The sequence below is a fragment of the Phytobacter diazotrophicus genome, from assembly GCF_052061655.1.
In the GTDB taxonomy this organism is placed as follows: domain Bacteria; phylum Pseudomonadota; class Gammaproteobacteria; order Enterobacterales; family Enterobacteriaceae; genus Phytobacter; species Phytobacter diazotrophicus.
On the sequence record NZ_CM125428.1, the window covers coordinates 3749711 to 3772228 of the forward strand.

Annotated in this window: 26 protein-coding genes; 11 read left to right on the forward strand and 15 right to left on the reverse strand. The window is 54.5% G+C overall.

The features are described 5' to 3' along the window. The first annotated feature begins 60 nt into the window (after positions 1–60). The 3 genes from ltaE to ACS0RQ_RS18310 all read left to right on the forward strand — a co-directional run bounded on the left by ltaE (position 61) and on the right by ACS0RQ_RS18310 (position 3619). On the forward strand, positions 61–1062 hold the full coding sequence (gene ltaE, locus ACS0RQ_RS18300; RefSeq protein WP_271849785.1) for a low-specificity L-threonine aldolase: 1002 nt from the start codon (positions 61–63) through the stop codon (positions 1060–1062). Between the two features lie 10 nt (positions 1063–1072). Next, positions 1073–2509: a DUF2867 domain-containing protein gene (locus ACS0RQ_RS18305; RefSeq protein WP_271849786.1), complete on the forward strand. Its 1437-nt coding sequence runs from the start codon at positions 1073–1075 to the stop codon at positions 2507–2509. 96 nt (positions 2510–2605) lie between these two features. Further along, on the forward strand, positions 2606–3619 hold the full coding sequence (locus ACS0RQ_RS18310; RefSeq protein WP_107222898.1) for a 3-beta-hydroxysteroid dehydrogenase: 1014 nt from the start codon (positions 2606–2608) through the stop codon (positions 3617–3619). Between the two features lie 22 nt (positions 3620–3641). Here the strand turns inward: ACS0RQ_RS18310 and ACS0RQ_RS18315 are convergent, their stop codons facing one another. Further along, positions 3642–4472 (reverse strand): N-acetylmuramoyl-L-alanine amidase, encoded by an 831-nt coding sequence (locus ACS0RQ_RS18315; protein WP_271849787.1) that lies wholly within the window; start codon positions 4470–4472, stop codon positions 3642–3644. Further along, positions 4472–4792, reverse strand: a complete 321-nt coding sequence (locus tag ACS0RQ_RS18320; protein ID WP_039078511.1) for a heavy metal-binding domain-containing protein — start codon at positions 4790–4792, stop codon at positions 4472–4474. Before ACS0RQ_RS18320 ends, ACS0RQ_RS18315 begins: the two co-directional genes overlap by 1 nt. Before the next feature lie 103 nt (positions 4793–4895). Here ACS0RQ_RS18320 and ACS0RQ_RS18325 point away from each other — a divergent pair, with 103 nt between their 5' ends. The 6 genes from ACS0RQ_RS18325 (at position 4896) to artJ (ending at position 9421) form a co-directional block, all read left to right on the forward strand. Then, positions 4896–5411, forward strand: coding sequence for a lipoprotein (locus ACS0RQ_RS18325; protein WP_271849788.1), 516 nt, complete (start codon positions 4896–4898; stop codon positions 5409–5411). A gap of 220 nt (positions 5412–5631) precedes the next feature. Further along, positions 5632–6360 (forward strand): arginine ABC transporter ATP-binding protein ArtP, encoded by a 729-nt coding sequence (artP, locus tag ACS0RQ_RS18330; protein WP_039078509.1) that lies wholly within the window; start codon positions 5632–5634, stop codon positions 6358–6360. Positions 6361–6378: 18 nt separating this feature from the next. After that, positions 6379–7110: an arginine ABC transporter substrate-binding protein ArtI gene (artI, locus tag ACS0RQ_RS18335; protein ID WP_271849790.1), complete on the forward strand. Its 732-nt coding sequence runs from the start codon at positions 6379–6381 to the stop codon at positions 7108–7110. Positions 7111–7116: 6 nt separating this feature from the next. After that, positions 7117–7833 carry an arginine ABC transporter permease ArtQ gene (artQ, locus tag ACS0RQ_RS18340; RefSeq protein WP_039078507.1) on the forward strand — a complete coding sequence of 239 codons (717 nt, stop codon included), beginning with the start codon at positions 7117–7119 and terminating at the stop codon, positions 7831–7833. After that, entirely contained in the window at positions 7833–8501 is a 669-nt protein-coding gene (gene artM, locus ACS0RQ_RS18345) for an arginine ABC transporter permease ArtM (protein ID WP_271849791.1), read from the forward strand. The genes artQ and artM overlap by 1 nt, the downstream gene beginning before the upstream one ends. Before the next feature lie 188 nt (positions 8502–8689). After that, entirely contained in the window at positions 8690–9421 is a 732-nt protein-coding gene (gene artJ, locus ACS0RQ_RS18350; protein ID WP_039078505.1) for an arginine ABC transporter substrate-binding protein ArtJ, read from the forward strand. A gap of 47 nt (positions 9422–9468) precedes the next feature. Here the strand turns inward: artJ and ACS0RQ_RS18355 are convergent, their stop codons facing one another. Continuing rightward, the gene (locus ACS0RQ_RS18355; protein ID WP_110295651.1) at positions 9469–10950 is read right to left on the reverse strand and encodes a sensor histidine kinase; all 1482 of its coding nucleotides are present in this window, start codon (positions 10948–10950) and stop codon (positions 9469–9471) included. Further along, the gene (locus ACS0RQ_RS18360; protein ID WP_271849793.1) at positions 10947–11666 is read right to left on the reverse strand and encodes a response regulator; all 720 of its coding nucleotides are present in this window, start codon (positions 11664–11666) and stop codon (positions 10947–10949) included. The genes ACS0RQ_RS18355 and ACS0RQ_RS18360 overlap by 4 nt, the downstream gene beginning before the upstream one ends. A gap of 190 nt (positions 11667–11856) precedes the next feature. On the opposite strand from ACS0RQ_RS18360, the gene ACS0RQ_RS18365 reads away from it, so the two are divergent. Continuing rightward, entirely contained in the window at positions 11857–12111 is a 255-nt protein-coding gene (locus tag ACS0RQ_RS18365) for a hypothetical protein (RefSeq protein WP_271849794.1), read from the forward strand. Between the two features lie 65 nt (positions 12112–12176). Here the strand turns inward: ACS0RQ_RS18365 and ACS0RQ_RS18370 are convergent, their stop codons facing one another. The 10 genes from ACS0RQ_RS18370 to nfsA all read right to left on the reverse strand — a co-directional run bounded on the left by ACS0RQ_RS18370 (position 12177) and on the right by nfsA (position 21451). Beyond that, positions 12177–12776 carry a hypothetical protein gene (locus ACS0RQ_RS18370; RefSeq protein WP_271849795.1) on the reverse strand — a complete coding sequence of 200 codons (600 nt, stop codon included), beginning with the start codon at positions 12774–12776 and terminating at the stop codon, positions 12177–12179. 28 nt (positions 12777–12804) lie between these two features. After that, complete coding sequence (rlmC, locus tag ACS0RQ_RS18375; RefSeq protein ID WP_271849796.1) at positions 12805–13941, reverse strand: 23S rRNA (uracil(747)-C(5))-methyltransferase RlmC; 1137 nt, start codon at positions 13939–13941, stop codon at positions 12805–12807. 40 nt (positions 13942–13981) lie between these two features. Continuing rightward, positions 13982–14479, reverse strand: a complete 498-nt coding sequence (locus ACS0RQ_RS18380; protein ID WP_271849878.1) for a YbjO family protein — start codon at positions 14477–14479, stop codon at positions 13982–13984. Between the two features lie 47 nt (positions 14480–14526). Further along, positions 14527–15375, reverse strand: a complete 849-nt coding sequence (potI, locus tag ACS0RQ_RS18385) for a putrescine ABC transporter permease PotI (protein ID WP_271849797.1) — start codon at positions 15373–15375, stop codon at positions 14527–14529. Continuing rightward, positions 15372–16325, reverse strand: a complete 954-nt coding sequence (gene potH / locus ACS0RQ_RS18390; RefSeq protein ID WP_039078497.1) for a putrescine ABC transporter permease PotH — start codon at positions 16323–16325, stop codon at positions 15372–15374. Before potH ends, potI begins: the two co-directional genes overlap by 4 nt. Positions 16326–16334: 9 nt before the next feature. Beyond that, positions 16335–17468, reverse strand: a complete 1134-nt coding sequence (gene potG / locus ACS0RQ_RS18395) for a putrescine ABC transporter ATP-binding subunit PotG (protein ID WP_039078496.1) — start codon at positions 17466–17468, stop codon at positions 16335–16337. Between the two features lie 139 nt (positions 17469–17607). Continuing rightward, positions 17608–18717, reverse strand: coding sequence for a spermidine/putrescine ABC transporter substrate-binding protein PotF (potF, locus tag ACS0RQ_RS18400; protein WP_039078495.1), 1110 nt, complete (start codon positions 18715–18717; stop codon positions 17608–17610). Between the two features lie 346 nt (positions 18718–19063). Further along, on the reverse strand, positions 19064–19543 hold the full coding sequence (locus ACS0RQ_RS18405) for a type III secretion system chaperone family protein (RefSeq protein ID WP_039078494.1): 480 nt from the start codon (positions 19541–19543) through the stop codon (positions 19064–19066). Between the two features lie 86 nt (positions 19544–19629). Then, complete coding sequence (rimK, locus tag ACS0RQ_RS18410; protein WP_039078493.1) at positions 19630–20532, reverse strand: 30S ribosomal protein S6--L-glutamate ligase; 903 nt, start codon at positions 20530–20532, stop codon at positions 19630–19632. 196 nt (positions 20533–20728) lie between these two features. Next, positions 20729–21451, reverse strand: coding sequence for an oxygen-insensitive NADPH nitroreductase (gene nfsA, locus ACS0RQ_RS18415; RefSeq protein WP_271849798.1), 723 nt, complete (start codon positions 21449–21451; stop codon positions 20729–20731). A 172-nt stretch (positions 21452–21623) separates the two neighbouring features. On the opposite strand from nfsA, the gene ACS0RQ_RS18420 reads away from it, so the two are divergent. Then, a complete protein-coding gene (locus tag ACS0RQ_RS18420) occupies positions 21624–21887 on the forward strand; it encodes a GrxA family glutaredoxin (RefSeq protein ID WP_039078491.1) in 264 nt (87 codons plus the stop codon). 28 nt (positions 21888–21915) lie between these two features. Here the strand turns inward: ACS0RQ_RS18420 and ACS0RQ_RS18425 are convergent, their stop codons facing one another. Further along, a complete protein-coding gene (locus ACS0RQ_RS18425) occupies positions 21916–22284 on the reverse strand; it encodes an inner membrane protein YbjM (RefSeq protein WP_071196063.1) in 369 nt (122 codons plus the stop codon). Positions 22285–22518 lie beyond the last annotated feature (234 nt).

A 22518-nucleotide genomic window follows, 5' to 3' on the forward strand; every position in this document is an offset into this window, starting at 1 on the left:
TTAGCGGGCACAGCCTGCACAGAGGCAGCCTGAGGGATGACGTGTAAATAAGGAAGTGCCATGATCGATTTACGCAGTGATACCGTCACCCGCCCGGGGCGCGCCATGCTGGAACATATGCTGGCAGCGCCCGTCGGGGATGATGTTTACGGGGATGACCCGACCGTCAATGAACTGCAGCGTTACGCAGCTGCGCTGGGCGGTAAGGAAGCCGCGCTGTTTCTGCCTACGGGTACCCAGGCAAACCTGGTCGCACTGCTCAGCCATTGCGAGCGCGGCGAAGAGTACATTGTCGGCCAGGCCGCACATAATTACCTGTACGAAGCCGGTGGCGCTGCCGTTCTGGGCAGTATCCAGCCGCAGCCCATCGACGCCGCACCGGACGGCAGCCTGCCGCTCGATAAAGTGGCCATGAAAATCAAGCCGGACGATATCCACTTTGCCCGTACCCGCCTGTTAAGCCTGGAAAACACCCACAACGGTAAAGTCCTGCCACGCGACTACCTGCGTCAGGCGTGGGAGTTCACCCGCCAGCGCAACCTTGCGCTGCACGTTGATGGCGCGCGTATTTTCAATGCCGTGGTGGAATATGGCTGTGCGTTGCGCGACATCACTCAATACTGCGACTCGTTTACTATTTGCCTCTCTAAAGGTCTTGGCACGCCCGTCGGGTCACTGCTGGTGGGAAGTAAGGATTACATCAAGCGTGCTACCCGCTGGCGTAAAATGACCGGCGGCGGCATGCGTCAGGCGGGAATACTGGCGGCAGCCGGTCTCTATGCGCTTGAGCACAATGTCCAGCGACTGAAAGACGATCACGATAACGCGGCCTGGCTGGCGGCACAGTTGCGTGAAATTGGCGCCGACGTGATGCGCAATGACACCAATATGCTGTTTGTCCGCGTAGGGGAAGAAAACGCGGCGGCGCTCGGAGCCTTTATGCGTGAGCGCGATGTGCTGATTAACGCTTCGCCGATTGTGCGCCTGGTGACCCATCTGGATGTCAGCCGCGATCAGCTTGCCGATGTTGTTTCTCACTGGCAGGCGTTTTTGCAGCGTTAAGGAGCAGGGTGTGCCGCAACGAATTCTGGTGCTCGGGGCCAGTGGCTACATTGGTCAGCACCTGATCCAGGCGTTAAGTCAGCAGGGGCATGAGATTCTCGCTGTGGCACGCCATCTTGCTCGCCTGCAAAAACAGCAGTTGCCGGGGGTAAGTTGCCATGAAACGGATCTTATCTGGCCGGACAATCTCCCGGCGCTGTTTCAGGGGATCGATACTCTCTACTTTCTGGTGCATAGCATGGGCGAGAGCGGCGACTTTATCGCCCAGGAGCGACAAATTGCCCTCAACGTGCGCGATACGCTGCGGCAATGCCCGGTCCGGCAGGTGATTTTTCTCAGCTCACTGCAGGCCAAAGGATCCAGTGACTCCAGCCATCTGATTGCCCGCCAGCTCACCGGCGATATCCTGCGCGACGCGGGGGTTCCCATTACGGAATTGCGCGCCGGGATTATTGTTGGCGCAGGCTCGGCCGCGTTTGAAGTGATGCGCGATATGGTTTACAACCTGCCGGTGCTGACGCCGCCGCTGTGGGTGCGTTCACGTACCACTCCCATTGCGCTGGAGAATCTGCTCCACTACCTGCTGGAGTTACGCCATCATCCGTCGCAAGAGCACCGCGTTTTTGAGGCTGCCGGCCCGGAAACGCTGAGTTACCAGCAACAGTTTGAACATTTTATGGCGGTCAGTGGCGTTACCCGTCCATTAATCCCTGTCCCCCTGCCCACCCGGCTTATCTCGGTCTGGTTTTTACAGGTCATCACGTCCGTGCCACCGACTATTGCGCGCGCGCTGATTCAGGGGTTAAAGCATGATCTGCTGGCTGACGATGGCCCCCTTCGCCAGCTCATCCCCCAGCCGTTGATCACTTTCGACGAAGCGGTTCGTCGTACGCTTCGTGAAGAAGAGAAACTGGTGAATTCCAGCGACTGGGGATATTCCCCGCAGGCATTTGCACGCTGGCGTCCGCAATATGGCTATTTCCCCAAACAGGCAGGCTTCACCGTTGAAACCGCCGCCAGTCTGGAGGCGCTGTGGGAGGTGGTTAATCAGATCGGCGGTAAAGAGCGTTACTTTTTTGGCAATATTCTCTGGCAAACCCGCGCCGCGCTGGATCATCTGATCGGCCATCGTCTGGCGAAAGGCCGTCCGCAGCGTCCGTTTTTGCAGCCAGGCGACCAGGTTGATAGCTGGAAAGTGATCATCGCCGAGCCGCAAAAGCAATTAGCACTGCTGTTCGGGATGAAAGCGCCGGGGCTGGGTCGCCTGAGCTTTACCCTCACCGACAAAGGTCAATACCGCCTGCTGGATGTACGCGCCTGGTGGCATCCGCACGGTATGCCAGGGCTGCTCTACTGGCTGTTGATGATCCCCGCGCATCTGTTTATTTTTCGGGGCATGGCGCGGCGAATTGCGCGACTGGCAGAACAAAACGCAGAAAAAAAGTAAATTCAGACATTATTCTTTCATGTTTCCCATTGCATACCGCCCTGTTTCACGGAAGAATGCGCACGCAATGATTGCGGGTCACTATAGTGGATTGCTATGAAGGTTCTGGTCACAGGCGCAACCAGCGGTTTAGGCCGAAACGCCGTCGAATATTTGCGTCAAAAAGGCATTAGCGTACGCGCAACGGGCCGCAACAAAGCCATGGGCGAGTTGCTGACAAAAATGGGCGCTGAGTTTATTCACGCCGATCTGACCGAGCTGGTCTCTTCGCAGGCCAAAGTGATGCTCGCCGGGGTGGATACCCTGTGGCACTGTTCCAGTTTTACCTCTCCCTGGGGTACACAGGCAGCCTTTGACCTGGCGAATGTCCGGGCAACCCGACGCCTCGGCGAATGGGCCGTGGCCTGGGGCGTGCGTAACTTCATTCACATTTCATCGCCATCACTCTATTTCGATTATCACCATCATCACGACATTCGTGAGGATTTCCGTCCGGCGCGATTAGCTAACGAGTTCGCCCGCAGTAAAGCCGCCAGCGAAGAGGTGATTCAACTGCTTGCGCAGGCCAACCCCAATACTCGTTTTACAGTTTTACGCCCGCAGAGTCTGTTCGGGCCACACGATAAAGTCTTTATTCCCCGTCTGGCGCAGATGATGCACCACTACCGCAGCATCTTACTGCCGCGCGGTGGGCAAGCGCTGGTCGATATGACTTACTACGAAAACGCGGTGCATGCGATGTGGCTGGCAAGCCAGCCCGTTTGTGATGCGCTGCCGTCCGGGCGGACCTACAACATCACCAACGGCGAGCCGCGCACCCTGCGTAGCATCGTGCAAAAGTTGATTGACGATTTGGGGATGGACTGCCGCATCCGCTCCGTGCCTTATGCGATGCTGGATATGATCGCACGCAGCATGGAACGTTTCGGCGACAAATCAGCGAAAGAGCCTTCGCTCACCCATTATGGGGTATCCAAGCTGAACTTCGATTTCACGCTGGATATCCAAAGAGCGAAGGACGAGCTGGGATATGAGCCTATTGTCTCTGTCGATGAGGGCATTGCCCGCACGGCTTACTGGCTGCGGGATCACGGGAAGTTGCCGCGCTAAACGGCCCTTACCTCAAGCGTCCTCATCCCTGACCATATTTTTCCAGCAGCGCTTCGGCAATCGCCTGGCTTTCTGCATCGGCTACACCATTCCATAATGCCGGGCGGAAATGCATCTGGAAGGCCATAATCACCCTTTTCTGCTGGGCGGCGCTCATCTCCGGTTTGACCTCATAACCGTAGCGCGCCAGCAGATCGAGCAGTGAGCCCGTCTCTACCGCTTCATACGGCGCGCGACCATTCAGATAGAATGCCACACGCGCGGCATCCGGCCATGCCCCTATCCCCTGTGCCGCCAGTTCACGCCACGGGAAAAGTGGCCCCGGATCATCTTTGCGCTGCGGGGCGATATCCGAATGCGCCACCACGTTCTGTGGCTGGATATGATAACGACTGACAATGTCTTTCATCAGCGGAACCAGCGCGGCAATCTGTTCAGGCTCAAAGGGGGTAAATCGCTTCACCCCTGCCACGTTTTGCCAGCCACGGTTTTCAAGTTCAATACCGATAGAGGTATCATTGATTCGCGTGGCGTTGCGCCAGTAGCTTATCCCCGCATGCCAGGCCAACTCACTTTCCGGCACCAGTTGCCAGATACGCGGCTTACCGTGGTGGAAAGGCGGGTGCGCCGGAATCAAATAGTGCGAACTCACCTGCTTATCGGTGAGCGTCGCCAGCGAAACATCAAAGTCATCCGCCGTGTAGTGCACCACCAGCACTTTGATACGCGGATACGCCGCCTGCGCCTGACGGCGGGTATCAAGCTGGTAACCGTCTTTATCGACGATCCCCTTCTCACCCGCACACCCCACCAGAAACAGCGCTAACAACAATAAGGATAAAAAGCGGCTCATCAGCGTGTTTTCACCGCCGTACCGCTCACGCTCACCATCAGCATGCTGCTGTCTTTGCCCACCGTTTCGTAATCGATATCGATACCCACAACGGCATTCGCTCCCAGCGCTTTTGCCTGCTCGCCCATCTCGCGAAACGCAATTTCACGCGCCTTGCGCAGCTCTTTTTCATACGCGCCTGAACGGCCCCCCACGATGTCGCGGATACCAGCGAAAAAGTCGCGAAAAATATTGGCCCCCAGAATCGCTTCGCCGGTGACGACGCCGCAGTATTCGACAATCGGCTGGCCTTCGAGGGTGGGTGTTGTTGAAAATTGCATCAGCGTCTCCTTTTGATACTCAGTGCGTTATAAAGCACATTATCGGAGCAATACACTATTCTTGAAAGGTGGTTATATCCGAAGAGAAAATAAGGAAATCAATATGCGCTACTCTGCTTTGACTCTCGTTTTACCGTGCGCGCTGCTGCTCAGCGCCTGTACCACGGTTACACCAGCGTTTAAGGATATCGGAACCCGCAGCGGCCCTTGTATCGAAGGCGGCCCCGATACTGTTGCACAACAATTTTACGATTATCGCATTGAGCACCGCAGTAATGATTTTTCTGCACTGCGTCCGTACCTGAGCGACGATCTGGCGGCTTCGCTCACCGCAGCCAGTAAAGATAATCGCAATACCACGCTCCTGAAATCCGATCCCTTCTCCAGCAGAACCGTCATGCCGGAGAAAGCGAGCGTTGCCAGCGCCTCAACGATCCCAAACACCGATGCGCGAAACATTCCACTGCGGGTCACCCTGACTCAGGGCTCCCAAAGCTGGCAGGATGAAGTGCTGATGATCCGTGAAGGTCAGTGCTGGGCTGTGGATGATGTGCGCTACCTCGGTGGCACGGCGCATGCTCCGGCCGGGACATTGCGCCAGTCTGTTGAGCATCGCTAACAAGAGGCCCATGAAAGTGGGAAATATGCATTAATCCCCGCAAAATGTCTGGCATTCCAGCGTGAATGCCGACATTTATGCCTGCTTCCATCACGCCCCGGTATTTTGTGCTAACTTTATGTGTGAATGCGGTTTATATTTAAGTTTTAACGCACAAATATTGCATAACTATTCTGCGAACGTTACTATTTGCGGCCTCAATTGCTATTAGATTGCCTCGATGAGTATAAAATTAAACGGCATTAACTGCTTCTATGGTGCGCACCAGGCGCTCTTTGACATTACGCTTGACTGCCCGCAGGGTGAAACACTTGTGCTGCTTGGCCCGAGTGGCGCGGGTAAGAGCTCATTATTACGCGTATTGAACCTGCTTGAGATGCCGCGCTCCGGTCAGTTAAGCATCGCAGGCAATCACTTCGATTTTGCCAAAGCCCCTTCTGACAAAGCGATTCGCGATTTGCGTCAGAACGTGGGTATGGTGTTTCAGCAATACAATCTTTGGCCGCACTTAACGGTAGCCCAGAACCTTATTGAAGCCCCGTGCCGCGTGCTGGGTCTGAGTAAAGATGAGGCGCTCGCCCGTGCGGACAAACTGCTGGAACGTTTACGTCTTAAGCCCTACAGCGATCGTTATCCGCTGCATCTTTCCGGCGGCCAGCAGCAGCGTGTGGCGATTGCCCGCGCTCTGATGATGGAGCCGCAGGTTCTGCTGTTTGATGAACCGACGGCCGCGCTGGACCCGGAAATTACCGCGCAAATCGTCAGCATCATCCGTGAACTGGCAGAAACCGGTATTACGCAGGTTATCGTGACCCATGAAGTGGAAGTGGCGCGCAAAACCGCCAGCCGCGTGGTCTATATGGAAAACGGTCATATTATCGAACAAGGGGATGCGAGCTGCTTTGCTTCGCCGCAGACCGACGCGTTTAAATATTATTTATCTCACTGAGTTCTCGGGGAAATGACAATGAAAAAAGTATTGATCGCCGCGCTACTTGCAAGCGTCAGCCTGTCTGCTTCTGCAGCACAGACTATCCGTTTCGCCACCGAAGCAAGCTACCCTCCGTTTGAATCTACCGACGCCAACAACAAAATCGTTGGTTTCGATGTAGACCTGGCAAACGCGCTGTGTAAAGAGATTGATGCCACCTGTACCTTCACCAACCAGGCGTTCGACAGCCTGATCCCCAGCCTGAAATTCCGTCGTTTCGACGCGGTAATGGCCGGTATGGACATCACCCCGGAGCGTGAGAAACAGGTTCTGTTTACCACTCCGTACTATGACAACTCCGCGCTGTTCGTAGGTCAAACCGGTAAATACACCAGCATTGATGCCCTGAAAGGCAAGAAAGTGGGTGTGCAGAACGGCACCACTCACCAGAAATTCATTAATGATAAACACCCGGAAATCACCACCGTTCCGTACGACAGCTATCAGAATGCTAAGCTGGATCTGCAGAATGGCCGTATCGATGCCGTATTTGGTGACACCGCAGTTGTCACCGAATGGCTGAAATCGAACGATAAACTGGCTACCGTTGGCGACAAAGTGACCGATAAAGAGTACTTCGGCACGGGCCTGGGTATCGCCGTTCGTCAGGGCAACACCGAGTTGCAGCAGAAATTCAACACTGCGCTGGAAAAAGTGAAGAAAGATGGCACCTACCAAACCATCTACAACAAATGGTTCCAGAAGTAATCCTTGATGAATGAAATTTTTCCATTAGCAAGCGCCGCCGGGATGACCGTCGGCCTTGCCGTTTGCGCACTGATCATCGGCCTGGTTCTGGCGATGATCTTTGCGGTATGGGAGTCAGCCAAATGGCGTCCCGTTGCGTGGGCTGGCTCGGCGCTGGTCACTATTTTGCGCGGCTTACCAGAAATTCTGGTCGTGCTGTTTATCTATTTCGGCTCGTCACAGCTACTGTTAATTCTTTCTGACGGTTTCACCCTCAATCTGGGGTTCGTGCAACTCCCGATACAGGTGCAGATCGAGAACTTTGATGTCAGCCCGTTCTTCTGCGGCGTGATCGCCCTGTCATTGCTGTACTCCGCCTACGCGTCACAGACCTTACGTGGCGCGCTAAAAGCGGTACCGCAAGGTCAGTGGGAATCGGGCCAGGCGCTGGGGCTGTCAAAAAGCGCCATTTTCTTCCGTCTGGTCATGCCGCAAATGTGGCGTCACGCGTTGCCGGGCCTTGGCAACCAGTGGCTGGTACTGTTGAAAGATACCGCGCTGGTGTCGCTTATCAGCGTTAATGACCTGATGCTGCAAACCAAAAGTATCGCCACCCGTACCCAGGAGCCATTTACCTGGTACATTGTGGCGGCAGCGATTTATCTGGTGGTCACCCTGCTCAGTCAGTGGATCCTTAAGCGTATCGATCTGCGCGCCACACGCTTTGAACGGAGACCAGACTGATGCTTGAGTATTTACCTGAGCTGCTGAAAGGCCTGCACACCAGCCTGACGCTCACCGTGGCGTCGCTGATTGCTGCGTTGATCCTGTCGTTGCTCTTTACCATTGTGCTGACGCTAAAGACGCCCGTTCTGTCATGGATAGTCCGTGGCTATATCACGCTGTTTACCGGTACCCCGCTGCTGGTGCAGATCTTCCTGATTTACTACGGTCCGGGCCAGTTCCCGGTGCTACAGGAATATCCGGTTATCTGGCACCTGCTGTCGGAACCCTGGCTGTGTGCCTTGCTGGCACTCTCCCTGAACAGCGCGGCCTATACCACTCTGCTGTTTTACGGGGCGATCCGCGCCATTCCGCAAGGCCAGTGGCAGTCCTGCAGCGCGCTGGGGATGAGCAAGAAAGATACGCTGGCGATTCTGTTGCCGTATGCATTCAAACGCGCCTTATCGTCCTATTCGAACGAAGTGGTGCTGGTGTTCAAGAGTACATCGCTGGCCTATACCATTACGTTAATGGAAGTGATGGGACATGGTCAGTTGCTGTACGGACGCACCTACGATGTGATGGTATTTGGTGCTGCCGGGGCGATTTATCTTATCGTTAACGGCCTGCTGACCCTGATGATGCGTCTGATTGAGCGTAAAGCGCTGGCCTTTGAGCGACGCAACTAAAACCACAAAAAATGCATAAATAGTAATCAATAAAGCGAGCAACTTATTAATTGCTCGCTTTTTTAATATGAAAAACAAAATAATTAATCAAATATATTGCATATAAATTCATTAAGTGGCATTGTTAGCCCCATGCCTCAGACACGGCAACCGCAAAACAATAAGATTGACAGACAGGAGATCTAAAAATGAAAAAACTGATTCTGGCCGCATTACTTGCCTCTTTCGCTGCTGGCGCAACCGCCGCGGACAAGATTAATTTCGGTGTCTCTGCTACCTACCCGCCGTTTGAATCCATGGATGCGAATAACAAGATTGTGGGTTTTGATATCGACCTGGCAAACGCGCTCTGTACCCAGATGAAAGCAGAGTGTACTTTCACCAACCATGCCTTTGACAGCCTGATCCCGTCCCTGAAATTCAAAAAATATGACGCGGTTATCTCCGGCATGGATATCACCCCGGAGCGTAGCAAACAGGTCTCCTTCACCGAGCCGTACTACGCCAACTCCGCCGTGGTTATTGCCAAAAAAGATGCGTACAAAACCTTCGATGACCTGAAAGGCAAACGTATCGGTATGGAAAACGGCACCACGCACCAGAAATACCTGCAGGACAAACACCCGGAAGTGAAAACCGTGGCTTATGACAGTTACCAGAACGCGATTATCGACCTGAAAAATGGCCGTATCGATGGCGTGTTCGGTGATACCGCGGTGGTCAACGAGTGGCTGAAAACCAACCCGCAACTGGGTGTTGCGACTCCGAAAGTGACCGATCCGCAGTATTTCGGCACAGGTCTTGGTATCGCGGTACGTCCGGATAACAAAGCCCTGCTGGAAAAACTGAACGCGGCCCTGGCGGCCATCAAAGCTGACGGCACTTATCAGAAAATCAGCGATCAGTGGTTCCCGCAGTAAGCGTAATTGAAGAGAAAAAGCCGCGTGACGCGGCTTTTTTTATGCTCTCATGCTCCCTGAAACGGCAGCGTAAAACGGAAACAGGACCCCGGTTGGGCATCCACCAGCCGGATATCGCCACCGTGCAGTTGCAGCATACGCCGGACAATCATCAGCCCCAGCCCGCCGCGTGACTCTCCCGCACTGGCCTTGTCCAGCACCGACGGGCGCTGGAACAACGTAGCCCGCAGCGCACCCGGTACACCGGACCCGTTGTCCTCAACCTCAACCATAAGCTGGTCATCCTGCTGACGGGCGCGCAGATAAATCTTCCCACCGTTGGGCGTATGGCGCACCGCATTATCCAGCAAATTGGTGAGCACCCGTTCCATCATCGACAAATCGGCATACACCAGCGGCAGGTTGGTAGGCAACTCCAGCAGTAACCGGATGTCGCGCGTTTCCGCCATCAGATCGAATTTCTGTGCCACATCCTGCAAAAGTTCCGCCATTGAGAAGGGTTCCGGCTGCGGTTTGATGCCACCATGTTCCAGCCGCGCCAGTTCAAAGAGCTGTTGAGACAGGTGCCGGACTTTGTTTCCCTGGCGCAGGGCGATGCTCAGATAATGTTTCGACTCTTCCGGCGTTAAATGCCCGGCCTTCACCGAAAGGGTTTCCAGATAGCCCAGTAATGAGGTCAGCGGGGTACGTAAATCGTGCGAAATATTGGCAACAAACTCCCGTCGCTGTCGGTCATTGTCTGCCAGTTGATCCCACTGGCTGGCTATCTGCCGGGAGAGCTCAATAAAGGCGTTTTCCAGGACCGCGACTTCATTTCCTGCCTCAGGATCCGGCGCACGCAACGCCAGTTGCTTAATGGCGCTGATGCTATCCTGCTCCAGCCCCTGCACCTCGCGGGTCAATTTTTTCACCGGACGCGTCACCCACCACCAGGTAAGACCGCCTGCCAGTGCGCCAAACACCGCCACTAACAGCAACGACCACAGCAATGCGCTCCACAGCGCTTTTTGCCAGGCAGTATCCGCCAGCGCGTTCAGGTTCTCACCCTGCAAAATAATGTAGAGATAACCCCGCAACTGACCATCGAGGCGAATCGGCGACACGCTAAAGACTTTTTGTTTGTCGACACTGCGCGGATCGTCGCCATAGACTGGCCAGGCCGCGCCGGATAGAAAGTGCTGCAACGGGGCAACATCGATATGCTCGCGACGAAGATGCCCCGGCGGCGCGGCATCGGCCAGCAAATCGCCTTCCGGGGAGATCATATACAGCTCGACGCTGGGGTTGAGCGTCATCAGGCGGTCAAACAGCGATTTCAGCGTCTGGCGATTCACTTTCCCCTGGGAATCAAGCAGCGGCTCGCTGCTGGCAATTTGCTGAGCAAGACCCGCAGAAAGCCGTTGCACCATCGCATCGCCGTAGCGGGTGCTACTGTAGAGTTGAACGCTGCAGGCTGCGGCGGCGCAGAGCAGGAGCAGCACGGTGAAGAGCAGCGTCAGGCGCTGAGTCAGACTTAAACGACGCATCATTCCCCCTCAGACCCCGAAACGGCAAATTTATAGCCTTTCCCCCAGACGGTCAGAATAATTTCCGGTGCGGCGGCATCCTTTTCAATCTTCATGCGCAGACGGTTGATATGGGTATTAACCGTGTGCTCATAGCCTTCATGCTGATATCCCCACACCTGATCGAGCAGCGCCAGACGCGAGAAGACCTCGCCGGGATGACGGGCAAACCAGTAGAGCAGATCGAACTCGCGCGGCGTCAAATCAATCAACTCGCCGCGCAGGCGCACCTCGCGGGGAAGCGGGTCGATGGTTAAACCGTGACAGGCAATGCTACCCATATCAAGACGCAGATTGCGTCCCATCGCCTCCTGGCGACGAAACAGCGCCTTCACCCTCGCCACCAGTTCCAGTATCGAAAACGGCTTCGCCAGGTAATCATCCGCCCCCATTTCCAGCCCCAGAACCCGATGTGTCTCACTGGTTCGGGCGCTGATGATAATGACCGGCAGATAGCGGGTCATCTGGCGGATGCGGCGGCAAATCTCCAGCCCATCGACATTCGGCAGCATCAGATCGAGGATTACCGCGTCCCAGTCGGTCTTTTCAAGCTGGGCGAGCGCACGCGCCCCATCCTCTTCATGCACAATCTGGTAGCCCTCGTCCTGCAAATTAAGCCGCAGCAGGCCAGCAATATCCCGATCATCTTCGACCAGCAGTATTTTTTTTGCGGTTTCCATAGCCCGTTCCGGTTGCCTTTCTCTTTATTAGCTTACCCAATAGTCGCGCATTGAGTTATCACAAATAATTTATATTTCCGTGAGGAAGTCGTGACCGGTCCAGGCGTAAGCTGCGGCCTGTCACCCAAACTTTCCGGAGTCAGGCAAGAGAGTCAGGTGACACCCCCTCTCACCTTGCAAGGAAACCACCATGAAAAAGATGATCCTCACCCTCGCCACCCTCTGTGTCTTTGCGGTGGCTAACGCCCATGCCGCCGACGCGATGAGCCAGGACGGTATTAAAAAGCAGGATGACAGCACCATGATGAAGAAAAAGGTGCCGATGAAACATGACGGGATGGCAAAAAAAGAGAGCACGATGAAGCACGGCGACATGGCGAAAAAAGGGACCATGGGCAAAGAAGACGACATGATGAAGAAAAAATCGGACGGCATGGACAAATAATCTCCCCGCCAGCACCCCGGGCAGTATTGCCGGGGTCACTGGCCGGGCTGCGCCCACTGTTTACCCTAATCCAGAACGACGTCTCTTTTTTGTTGCCGCTCTTGCGTCATGGGCTGCGCATTCAGCGCCATGACCATATCACGCAGCGTGAGGAGGGGAAAAAACGGGTTGTGCTCAAGATTTTCCAGTGTACGCCCGGCCCTTGTCGCCGCATCTGAGAGCGCATCGAAAAGCTCTTCGTCATCGTCTAAAGCAAAAAGTGCCAGACTGTCGTCTGCCCGCAGGGGGAAATTCAGCCGCACCAGGTCACGCCCGCCCCACGCCATCACGGTTTCCCAGACAGCGCGGATCACCCAGGCGTCCACATCCCGCCGAGGAAATGCGCGCGCAAACTGGCAAATGCTTTCGCCCTGACGCGCCTGCGCCAACGCCGAGAGCCTTGCGCGCCGCTTGCGGCTGTCGACCATCCCGGAAACACTCAACAGAACCACAAACAGCGCAACGGCGAAAATAAAAGGATTCCCCGTGCTCACAAAGTCACGCAACAGGCGATAAGCGCCGTAAAGAACCCCAGCCAACAGCGCAAACAGAACGACGAACGCCACCACACCGGAACCCGGTGCGGCAGGTTTAAGAGGGAATAAGTAACGAGATGGCATACGCATGGTCAGTGCCCCCTGATGAGCGAATGCCTTAAACCGTAGAACATTTCACCAACAGTGTCAGCACTTCGTAATGCGCCGTGTGGGGGAACATATCAAACAGTTGCACACGCTCCACACGATAACCCGGCAGCGCGTGCAAGTCTGCCGCCATCGTGCGGGCATTACAGCTTGAATAGACGATATACGGCGGCGCCATCCGGCTCAGATAATCGCAAAGCGCCTGGCCAATTCCACGACGCGGCGGGTTTACCAGCACCAGTTGTGGCGCATCCGTCTGGGCGGTCGCAAACTGGGTGGAGTCCAGCGCCTGAAAGTGCAAATCGGTCAGTCCCAGCTCAGCCGCAGACTGCTTCGCGCAGGCAATCGCCTCCGGGGCAATTTCGATACCGGTGAGCGTCATCTCCGGGGTTGCACAGTGCAGACCAAAACCGCCGACACCGCAAAACAGATCCCACATATGGCGTACCGGCAGCGCCCTTACCCACTCACGCGCCGTAGCGTACAGCGCACTGGCGACAACCGGATTGGTTTGAAAGAAACTCTGCGGACGGATCCACAACGGCACGCCGTTGAAATTTTCCGCCAGCGCCTGCTGCTCAGTCAGGAAGATTTCCGTCTCCCCTTCCATAATTGCCATGTGCACCGGCTGGATATTGACTGAAATGACGCGAAGCTGCGGCAATTGCGCCTGTAACCACGGCAGCGCGGCACGAAGCTGCTCAAGCTTGGCCTGTGAACGCAGCACAAAACGCAGCATCATGCCGCCCGTATGCTGGCTTTCGGTTAATAGCAGGTATTTCAGCTCGCCGCGTTTACGCGCCACGTTGTAGGGCGTTAAGCCCGCACGGGCGATAAAAGGTTTAAGGACGGCGAAAACCGGCTGAAACGAGGCGGGATAAAGCGGGCAATCGGTCAAATCTTCGGGGGTACCGTCGCGATGCAACATACCGAACAGCGGTTTCTCCACGCTGCCGCTCACCACCATCTTGGCTTTATTACGAAACCCCTGTTCCGGGCCGCTAACCGGCGCGCACCATTCTGTCACCGGCAAATCCGCCAGCAAGGTGCGGAGATCGGTCATTTTTGCACAGAGTTGGTCGCCAGTCGGTTGTTCAATCCACTGACAGGAGTGACAGCGCCTGGCATCAAAGAGTGCGCACTGCATAATAAAACCTTCTTAATTGCGGGGCGGCGATTGTACCCCGTTATTGCAGACGGAAAAAGCGTCGGCTGGGAGAAGGGACAAACAACAGGAAGAGTACCAGCAGGTCGGGCATTTTCTGCAGCATTAGCGTACGGAAAATCTCACGTTTTGATTCGCCGGCAATACTGAACAGCTCAGGATATCCATACCCCAGCGATGCCGCCCACAGATAAGCGGTGGCAATAATTTGCGTCAACAGATACAGCCAGCGCGCCCAGTTTCGCCCCTTCACCACGGAAAAAGCACAGAGAATTTCAACGAAGACCAGCACCAGGCTGCCGAAGAAAATCAGCGTCAGGCTCCAGGTTTGCGCGCTGCGTACCACGAAGTCGATCATTCCCCGTATGCCCAGCACATTGCAGAGCATGAAGACATCCACACAGCGGATAAGAATAATGGCGATAGCCGCCACTTGTACCAGTGCGGGTACATTCGGACGGGCGTGAGACTGATGCGCTTTAGTAAAGAATCCCAATGTGCAATATTCCCTGTGAAAAATGCCGCGACAAGCGCGGCATCCGTGACACAACGTTTAAGATTCTAGAATCATTGTCCCTGTCTTGCACGCTGGATATCGCGCACTCGCTGCTTTTCCGCGCGCGCCATCAGATACCAGGCGATTAAACCAACAATCCCCACGACACCCAGTATCAGGCTCGCGAGGGCGTTGATCTCCGGGTTCACCCCCATACGCACGCTCGAGAAGACCAGCATTGGCAGCGTTGTCGCCCCCGGGCCGGAAACGAAGCTGGCAATAACCAGATCGTCGAGAGAGAGGGTAAACGCCAGCAGCCAGCCAGAGATAATCGCTGGCATGATCATCGGTAGCGTAATAACAAAGAACACTTTCAGCGGCGTCGCGCCAAGATCCATCGCCGCCTCCTCAATTGACCTGTCGAGTTCACGCAGACGCGAGGAGATAACCACCGCGACATAAGCCGTACAAAAGGTCACATGCGCCAGCCAGATGGTGAGCATGCCGCGATCCGACGGCCAGCCAATCGCATGACCAAGGGCAACAAACAGCAGCAACAGCGACAGCCCGGTGATCACATCCGGCATCACCAACGGCGCGGTAATCATAAACGCAAAACCGTTGGCACCACGGAAACGGCCAAAGCGCACCATCACCACTGCCGCAATCGTACCGAGGATCGCCGCCATCGTCGCGGCGCAGGCGGCAATGGTCAGACTCAGGCGCACTGCGCTCATCATGGCGTCATCATGGAACAACTCGCTATACCAGCGCGTTGACCAGCCGGCCCACACCGTCACCAGTTTGGAGCTGTTGAAGGAATAGATGACCAGCATCAGCATCGGCGCATAGAGGAACGTGAACCCCAGCACCAGAATCAAAATACGCCACGGGGAACGCACTACCGGCAAGTTATTCATGCGTTGTCTCCCATCTGTTTCTGTTGATGTTTATGGAACCACATGATTGGCACGATCAGCAGCAGCAGCATAATAATCGCCACAGCCGAGGCCACCGGCCAGTCGCGGTTATTAAAGAACTCCTGCCACAGGACGCGACCAATCATGATGCTGTCCGGGCCACCGAGCAGTTCCGGGATCACGAACTCACCCACCGCCGGGATAAACACCAGCATGGAGCCAGCGATAATGCCCCCTTTGGTCAACGGCACGATCACGCTAAAGAAGGTTTTCAGCGGGCGCGCGCCCAGATCCAGCGACGCTTCAACCAGCGAGTAGTCAATACGCGTCAGCGCGGTGTAGATAGGCAGCACCATAAACGGCAAATAGGCATAAACGATACCGATATACACCGCCAGGTTTGTGTGCAGAATCGTCAGCGGCTGATCGATAATCCCCAGCCACATCAGAAAATTATTCAGCACGCCGTTACTTTTCAGGATCCCCATCCAGGCATAGACGCGAATCAGGAAAGAGGTCCATGAAGGCAAAATAACCAGCAGCAGCAGAATATTACGCGTCGACGGCTTACTGTGCGCAACGGCCCAGGCCAGCGGATACCCCAGAACCAGACAGCAGATCGTCGACACCGCCGCGACCTGTAATGACTGGAGATACGCTTCAAAATAGAGCGGATCGTCGGTCAGTTGCAGGAAGTTATTGATGTTGAGCGAAATGGTGAGCTGATTATCGGCCCACTCCACCAGATCCGTATAGGGCGGGATCGCGCGCGCCATCTCTGCCAGACTGATTTTGAAGACAATCAGGAACGGCAGTAAAAACAGTAAGATCAACCAGATATAGGGAAGCGCGATAACGAACTTGCGCCCGTGCTTCATCTGAAAACGCGCCAACCACAGGTTAAAACCGCCCGGTTTTTCGACGCGGGTCGGTGGTTCAAGTGTACTCATCACCGCTCCTTAAACCGTCAGAACCACACAACTGTCGGCATCCCAGCACAGGCGAACTTCGTCGCCCCATGTCGGGGTACCTTTACGATAGCGGTGCTCGTTCTGCAACTGCGCACTGATCATTTGCCCGCTTTGCAGACGAACGTGGTAAATCGACAGATCGCCAAGGTAGGCAATATGCACCACCTCACCCACCGCGAAGTTATAACCGTCGGCAGGCGGCTCTTCGCAGAGCATGATTTTCTCCGGGCGCAACGCAACATAGACCGGTACGTTATCCACAACAGAGGCATCCGGGTCCACTTTCAGCGGATGAACCAGCCCCGGCGAATCAATCACCAGACCGTCGTCCTCACGCGCTTTAAGCAGGCCTTCGAACACGTTAACCGAGCCGATAAATTCGGCGCTGTAGCGGGTGGTCGGGTGTTCATAAATCTCTTCAGGTTCGCCAATTTGCACAAACTTACCGCGGTTCATAATGGCGATACGTCCGGCCATGGTCATGGCTTCTTCCTGATCATGCGTGACCATAACGCAGGTCACGCCAACGCGCTCCAGAATGTCCACCACTTCCAGTTGCATACGGTCACGCAGTTTCTTATCCAGCGCACCCATCGGTTCATCAAGCAGCAGGAGTTTCGGGCGTTTTGCCAGACTACGGGCCAACGCGACACGCTGACGCTGACCGCCAGAAAGCTGATGCGGTTTACGCTTCGCGAACTCCTGCATGTGCACAAGACTCAGCATCTCCGCAACACGGCTGGCGATTTCCGCTTTGGGCAGCCTGTCCTGCTTGAGGCCAAACGCGATGTTCTGTTCAACGGTCATATGCGGGAACAAGGCATAGGACTGAAACATCATATTGATAGGACGCAGATAAGGCGGCACATGCGCCAGATCGACACCATCGAGCATAATTTGCCCGGTCGTTGGCTGTTCAAAGCCTGCCAGCATTCGCAGCAGCGTTGACTTGCCGCAACCAGATGCACCCAGCAGCGCGAAGATTTCGCCTTTATAAATGGTCAGACTGACGTCATCAACGGCGTGCTGGCCGTCAAACGATTTGGTCAGATTGCGGATTTCAAGCAGAGGCGTTAAATCCTTACGGGTTTTCGCCTGTGGGCGGGGGATAGCGTCATTCACTCAAGTGCTCTCCGGCAAAAAAACTCAACCAGTACCAGCTAGTTGTCTACAAATGACCGGACAGAGGCCAATGACCCCTGTCCAGGTTTAGGGCAATTGCACCGCCCTGGTGCAACGCAATCACTGTTCAGGTGATTGATTATTTGCCGCTTTTTACTTTTGTCCACGCGCGGGTTCTTACGCGGTCAATTTTCGGATCCTGCACTTTCAGCGTATACAGTTTCGCGAAAACATCCGCCGGCGGATAGATTGCCGGGTTGTCACGTACTTCTGCGCTGATCAACGGTTTGGACTCTTTGTTACCGTTAGCATAGAAGACATGGTCACTGATGTGCGCGATAACGTCAGGACGCATCAGGTAGTTCAGGAACTGATACGCTTCGTCTTTGTTTTTCGCGTCAACAGGCATGGCGAAGACGTCGAAGAACGCCAGGGCGCCCTCTTTCGGAATGATGTAGTTAACATGCACGCCGTTCTTCGCTTCTTTAGCACGGTTAGCCGCCTGCCATACGTCGCCCGCCCAGCCGATGGCTACGCAGATGTCGCCATTTGCCAGATCGTTAATGTACTGAGAGGAGTGGAAGTAGCGAATGTTCGGACGCAGTTTCAGCAGCAGATCGGTTGCCGGGCCGGAGTAATCGTCCGCTTTGGTGCTGTTCGGATCTTTACCCAGGTAGTTCAGCACGGTCGCGAAAATCTCTTCTGGCGCATCCAGGAAGGAGACGCCGCAGCTTTTCAGTTTTTCGAGGTTTTCAGGTTTCAGCACCAGATCCCAACTGTTGACCGGCACATCGCCCAATACCGCTTTGACTTTATCAACGTTATAGCCAATGCCGGTGGTGGCCCACAGGTACGGCACCGCGTATTTGTTGTCCGGGTCATGCTGAGCAACCATTTTCAGCACATCCGGGTCCATGTTCTTCCAGTTCGGCAGCTTGCTCTTATCGAGCGGCTGGAACACACCGGCGGTTAACTGGCGCTCAAGGAAGCTTGCAGAAGGCACCACCAGGTCGAAACCGGTGCTGCCCGCCATCAATTTGCCTTCCAGCACTTCGTTGGAATCGAACACGTCGTAAACAACTTTAATCCCGGTCTCTTTTTCAAAGTTTGCGACCGTATCCGGCGCAATATAGTCAGACCAGTTATACACATGCAGCGTCTTTTGCTCTGCGGCGAGTGTGCTGGCAGAGACAGCCATTAATGCACCCGCAACAAGACCTGATAACCATTTTTTACTCAAAGCGGTCATATCTCATTCCTTCTGGAAAGTCCGTTACCATACGAACTAAGTGTACGCATTTAAGATATGCAAAATTCATGCATATTTTGTCAGTCTGCACTGGTCGAAGAGGAAAATTCTTTCGGCCGACGCCGCATGCTTTCAAAGCACCGCAAGAATAACTGTAGCCAGGGTTAGAGGCTATAGGGCAGATTAAAAAACGCCTTTTATCAATTTTTTATGCAGATTCTGTCTATGTGATAAGCCGAAACGGCGGGAATAGCGGTGAATAATTCTTTAAAAGAAGGTTAAAAGCAGAATTAAAACATTCATTATGCAGCCGCTCTGGCAGCGACTGCGCTAATGTCAGGCAGGTTTAGTGAAGAAAATTGTGCGCGTCTTCGCCAGCTTTGAGCTCTTCTTCTTCGGGAACAAACAGCATCTGATGGGCGCGGGCTTCAAGGATCACCATTGAAATTTGCTCTTCGCTCTGGCGCATGAACCATGCAAATTGTTCGAGCGTCACCCCGGCGCCTGAGGATAATGTCTGGCAAACGACCAGCTTTGGCAGGTTATCATCCTGAATATCGAGAAATGCTTTCACCGTCAAAGAACTGGCATTGATGGCGGAAAGATCGGCGGCCAGTGCCAGCAAGGCGGAAGGCTTCACTTCCGCCATCGCCGTAAACAGGACAACGTCGTTAATCAGATCGATTTTGGCGTCAAACACCCCGTCGAAATTCTGCATATGCGGCAGGTGCAACGCCTGGCAGGTATCGCATTCGAAGAAACTGATACCCAGTTCATCAAGCCATTGACGAAGCGTGTCCAGACCAGGTGCGACGAGTGAATTCATGCGCAAAACAACCTCTGACGAAAAAATGGGAGCCATAGCTTACGCAAAAAGCAGGCCGCATACCATTATGTAGCGCGGAAAATCGACTAGCCGCCGGTTTTGAGGCAATAGCCGGGCGTGGCATGGCGCTCAATCCAGGCAATCATTTTACCTGCGATATCCACCCCTGTGGTCTTCTCAATACCTTCAAGCCCAGGCGACGCATTCACTTCCATCACCAGCGGCCCCCGGTTGGCACGAAGGATATCCACCCCGGCGACATCCAGACCGAGTGTCTGTGCGGCTTTAATCGCCATCTCCCGCTCACGCGGAGTGATTGTCGCCACGCTGGCCACGCCGCCACGATGCAGATTGGAGCGAAAATCCCCCTCTTTCGCCTGCCGCTCAATCGCCGCGACAACCTCATTGCCCACCACCAGGCAGCGAACATCCCGCCCCTTCGCTTCCTCAATGTATTCCTGAACCAGAATATGGGCGTTCAGGCCGCGAAACGCGTCAATCACACTTTCTGCCGCCTGCCGTGTTTCGGCAAGGACCACGCCGATCCCCTGCGTCCCTTCCACCAGTTTTACCACCAGCGGCGCGCCACCGACCATGGCAATCAGATCACTGGTGTCATCCGGTGAATGAGCGATCCCCGTCACCGGCAGATCAATCCCCTGGCGGGCCAGAAGTTGCAGAGAACGCAATTTGTCACGCGCGCGCGTAATCGCCACCGACTCATTGAGCGGATAGCTGCCCAGCATTTCAAACTGGCGCAACGCGGCAGTACCGTAAAAGGTAATCGCGGAACCGATTCGCGGGATCACCGCATCAAAATGGGGAAGTTGACGGCCTTTGTAATGGACCGAAGAAGCCGCGGGGTCGATGTTCATATAACACGACAGCGGATCGAGAATTTCGACCAGATGCCCGCGCGCAATGGCAGCTTCGCGCAGGCGTTTGCATGAATAGAGCGTTCCGTCCCGGGACAATATGGCGATTTTCACCCTGCACCTCTCTCAATAGACTGGCAATACTCTACCTTTTTCACATTGCCGGAAGGCGGCAAGTCAGTAAGCCCCGACAGCATAGACAACGCTATGACCAGGGCACCCAGACATAGCAAATGCACTGGCAACGTAAAGTATGACGAGTAGAAAGCCTGCGTATCATACACGCAGCGAGACACAGGATGAACGGGAATTAGCGCACTGCCCACCCTTGTTTATGCAAATAGTCGAGGATGAACGGACGGTTCTCTTTAATGATGGTGCGCCGGATATGATCGCTCCAGGTATCCTGGCGGGTATTGCTGCCTCGCGACGTATAATACGCGGCAATTTGCGCATCATATTGTGCAAGGATGTCCGCATCGACAGGCTGATAGCTGTTCTCATGCACCACCAGCGCGGCGGGTAAACGCGGCTTCACCTGCGGATCATCGGCAGGCCAGCCAAGACAGAGCCCAAAGAGTGGCAAAACATGCTGAGGCAGATGAAGTAATTCGGTCACCGCCTCAATGCTGTTACGGATCCCACCGATATACACGCCGCCAAGGCCGAGTGATTCCGCTGCCGTCATGGCATTTTGCGCCATCATGGCCGTATCAACGACACCGAGAAGGAGCTGTTCCGCCAGCCCCAGTTGCGCCTGCGGGCAAATTTGCAGATGGCGATTAAAATCGGCGCAAAACACCCAAAATTCAGCGGCTTCAGCCACATGCTGTTGACCGCCGGTCAGCGTAACCAGTTGTTGACGTAACGCCGGGTCGGTCACGCGAATAATTGAACTGCACTGTAAAAAGCTGGAACTGGAGGCGGCCTGGGCACCGGCGATAATCGCTTCACGCTGCGCTGCGCTAATGGGTTCCTGGGTGAAATGGCGGATAGAGCGGTGGGCGCGGAGCAGATCGATAACTGGAGTCATGGTCGTTTTCCCTGGAAACAAAACCCCCATTATAGCGAACACTCAGACCGGAAATGCTCGTCAAAATGTGTTGAAAGGTTGCGGAAATTAACATAACAGGCACAACCTGTTTTATACGTGGGCGCAAAAGCCGCATTATATCCCTGCTTACCGTCTGGTTTAAGGAGGATCCATGTACACAGTGATATTTGGTCGCGCAGGTTGTCCACAGTGCGCACGCGTAAAAGAGTTGGCTGAAAAAGTCAGCAAAACACAGGATAATTTTGAGTGGCGTTATGTTGATATCCATGCGGACGGCGTTACCCGCGCAGCGCTGGAACAAGCCGCAGGCAAACCCATCGAAACGGTGCCGCAAATTTTTGTCGATCAAAAACACATTGGTAGTTTTACCGAATTTGATAAGTTCGTTCGCAAACAGTTCGGTAGAATAAAGTAAACAGGCAATAACCGGGGTGACACTGGTCTTATCGCGTCCCGTTGCCAAAGAAACTGCTGATAAACAGATAGCAGAGCGCACCCAGCGCACACCAGAATACCGCACTAAACAGCCACGCCAGCTCCTGCCATACAGAACGCACCGGGGTAAAAAACAGACGCATGACGACGAAGCAGAGCGGTGCGGCGAGGATCGCGCCAAACAGTGGCAACATCACTTTACGGCGACGTGAAAAAATACTGGCAACGGCACCCGGTAAAGTAAAAAACAGCAACCCGAGTTCAGGATGCCCGGACGCACGAAAGGCACCTTTCATATTCGTCACTTCTAAAAAACAGACGACAATGAAAAGTAAAAAACAACAAATGATGCCTGCAAGTCCGCGTTTATGTTTCAAACAATCCTCCTGACTTTTCTCTATCAAACTCTTCATCCGTTGCAATGAACGAACGGTCAGATAAAGCGTTATGGCACTCCCTGCCGAAAAACCCCCGCGCGAATAGATGATTCTTACTAGCCGTTGCAATTCAATACGATTAAACTAGCGGCCAGTTATTGTGTTGCCGGGAATAAAGACGCACTAGTGCGTTTTTCTAACTCAGATTCTTCGCAAAACAGTAGCCCAAATAAC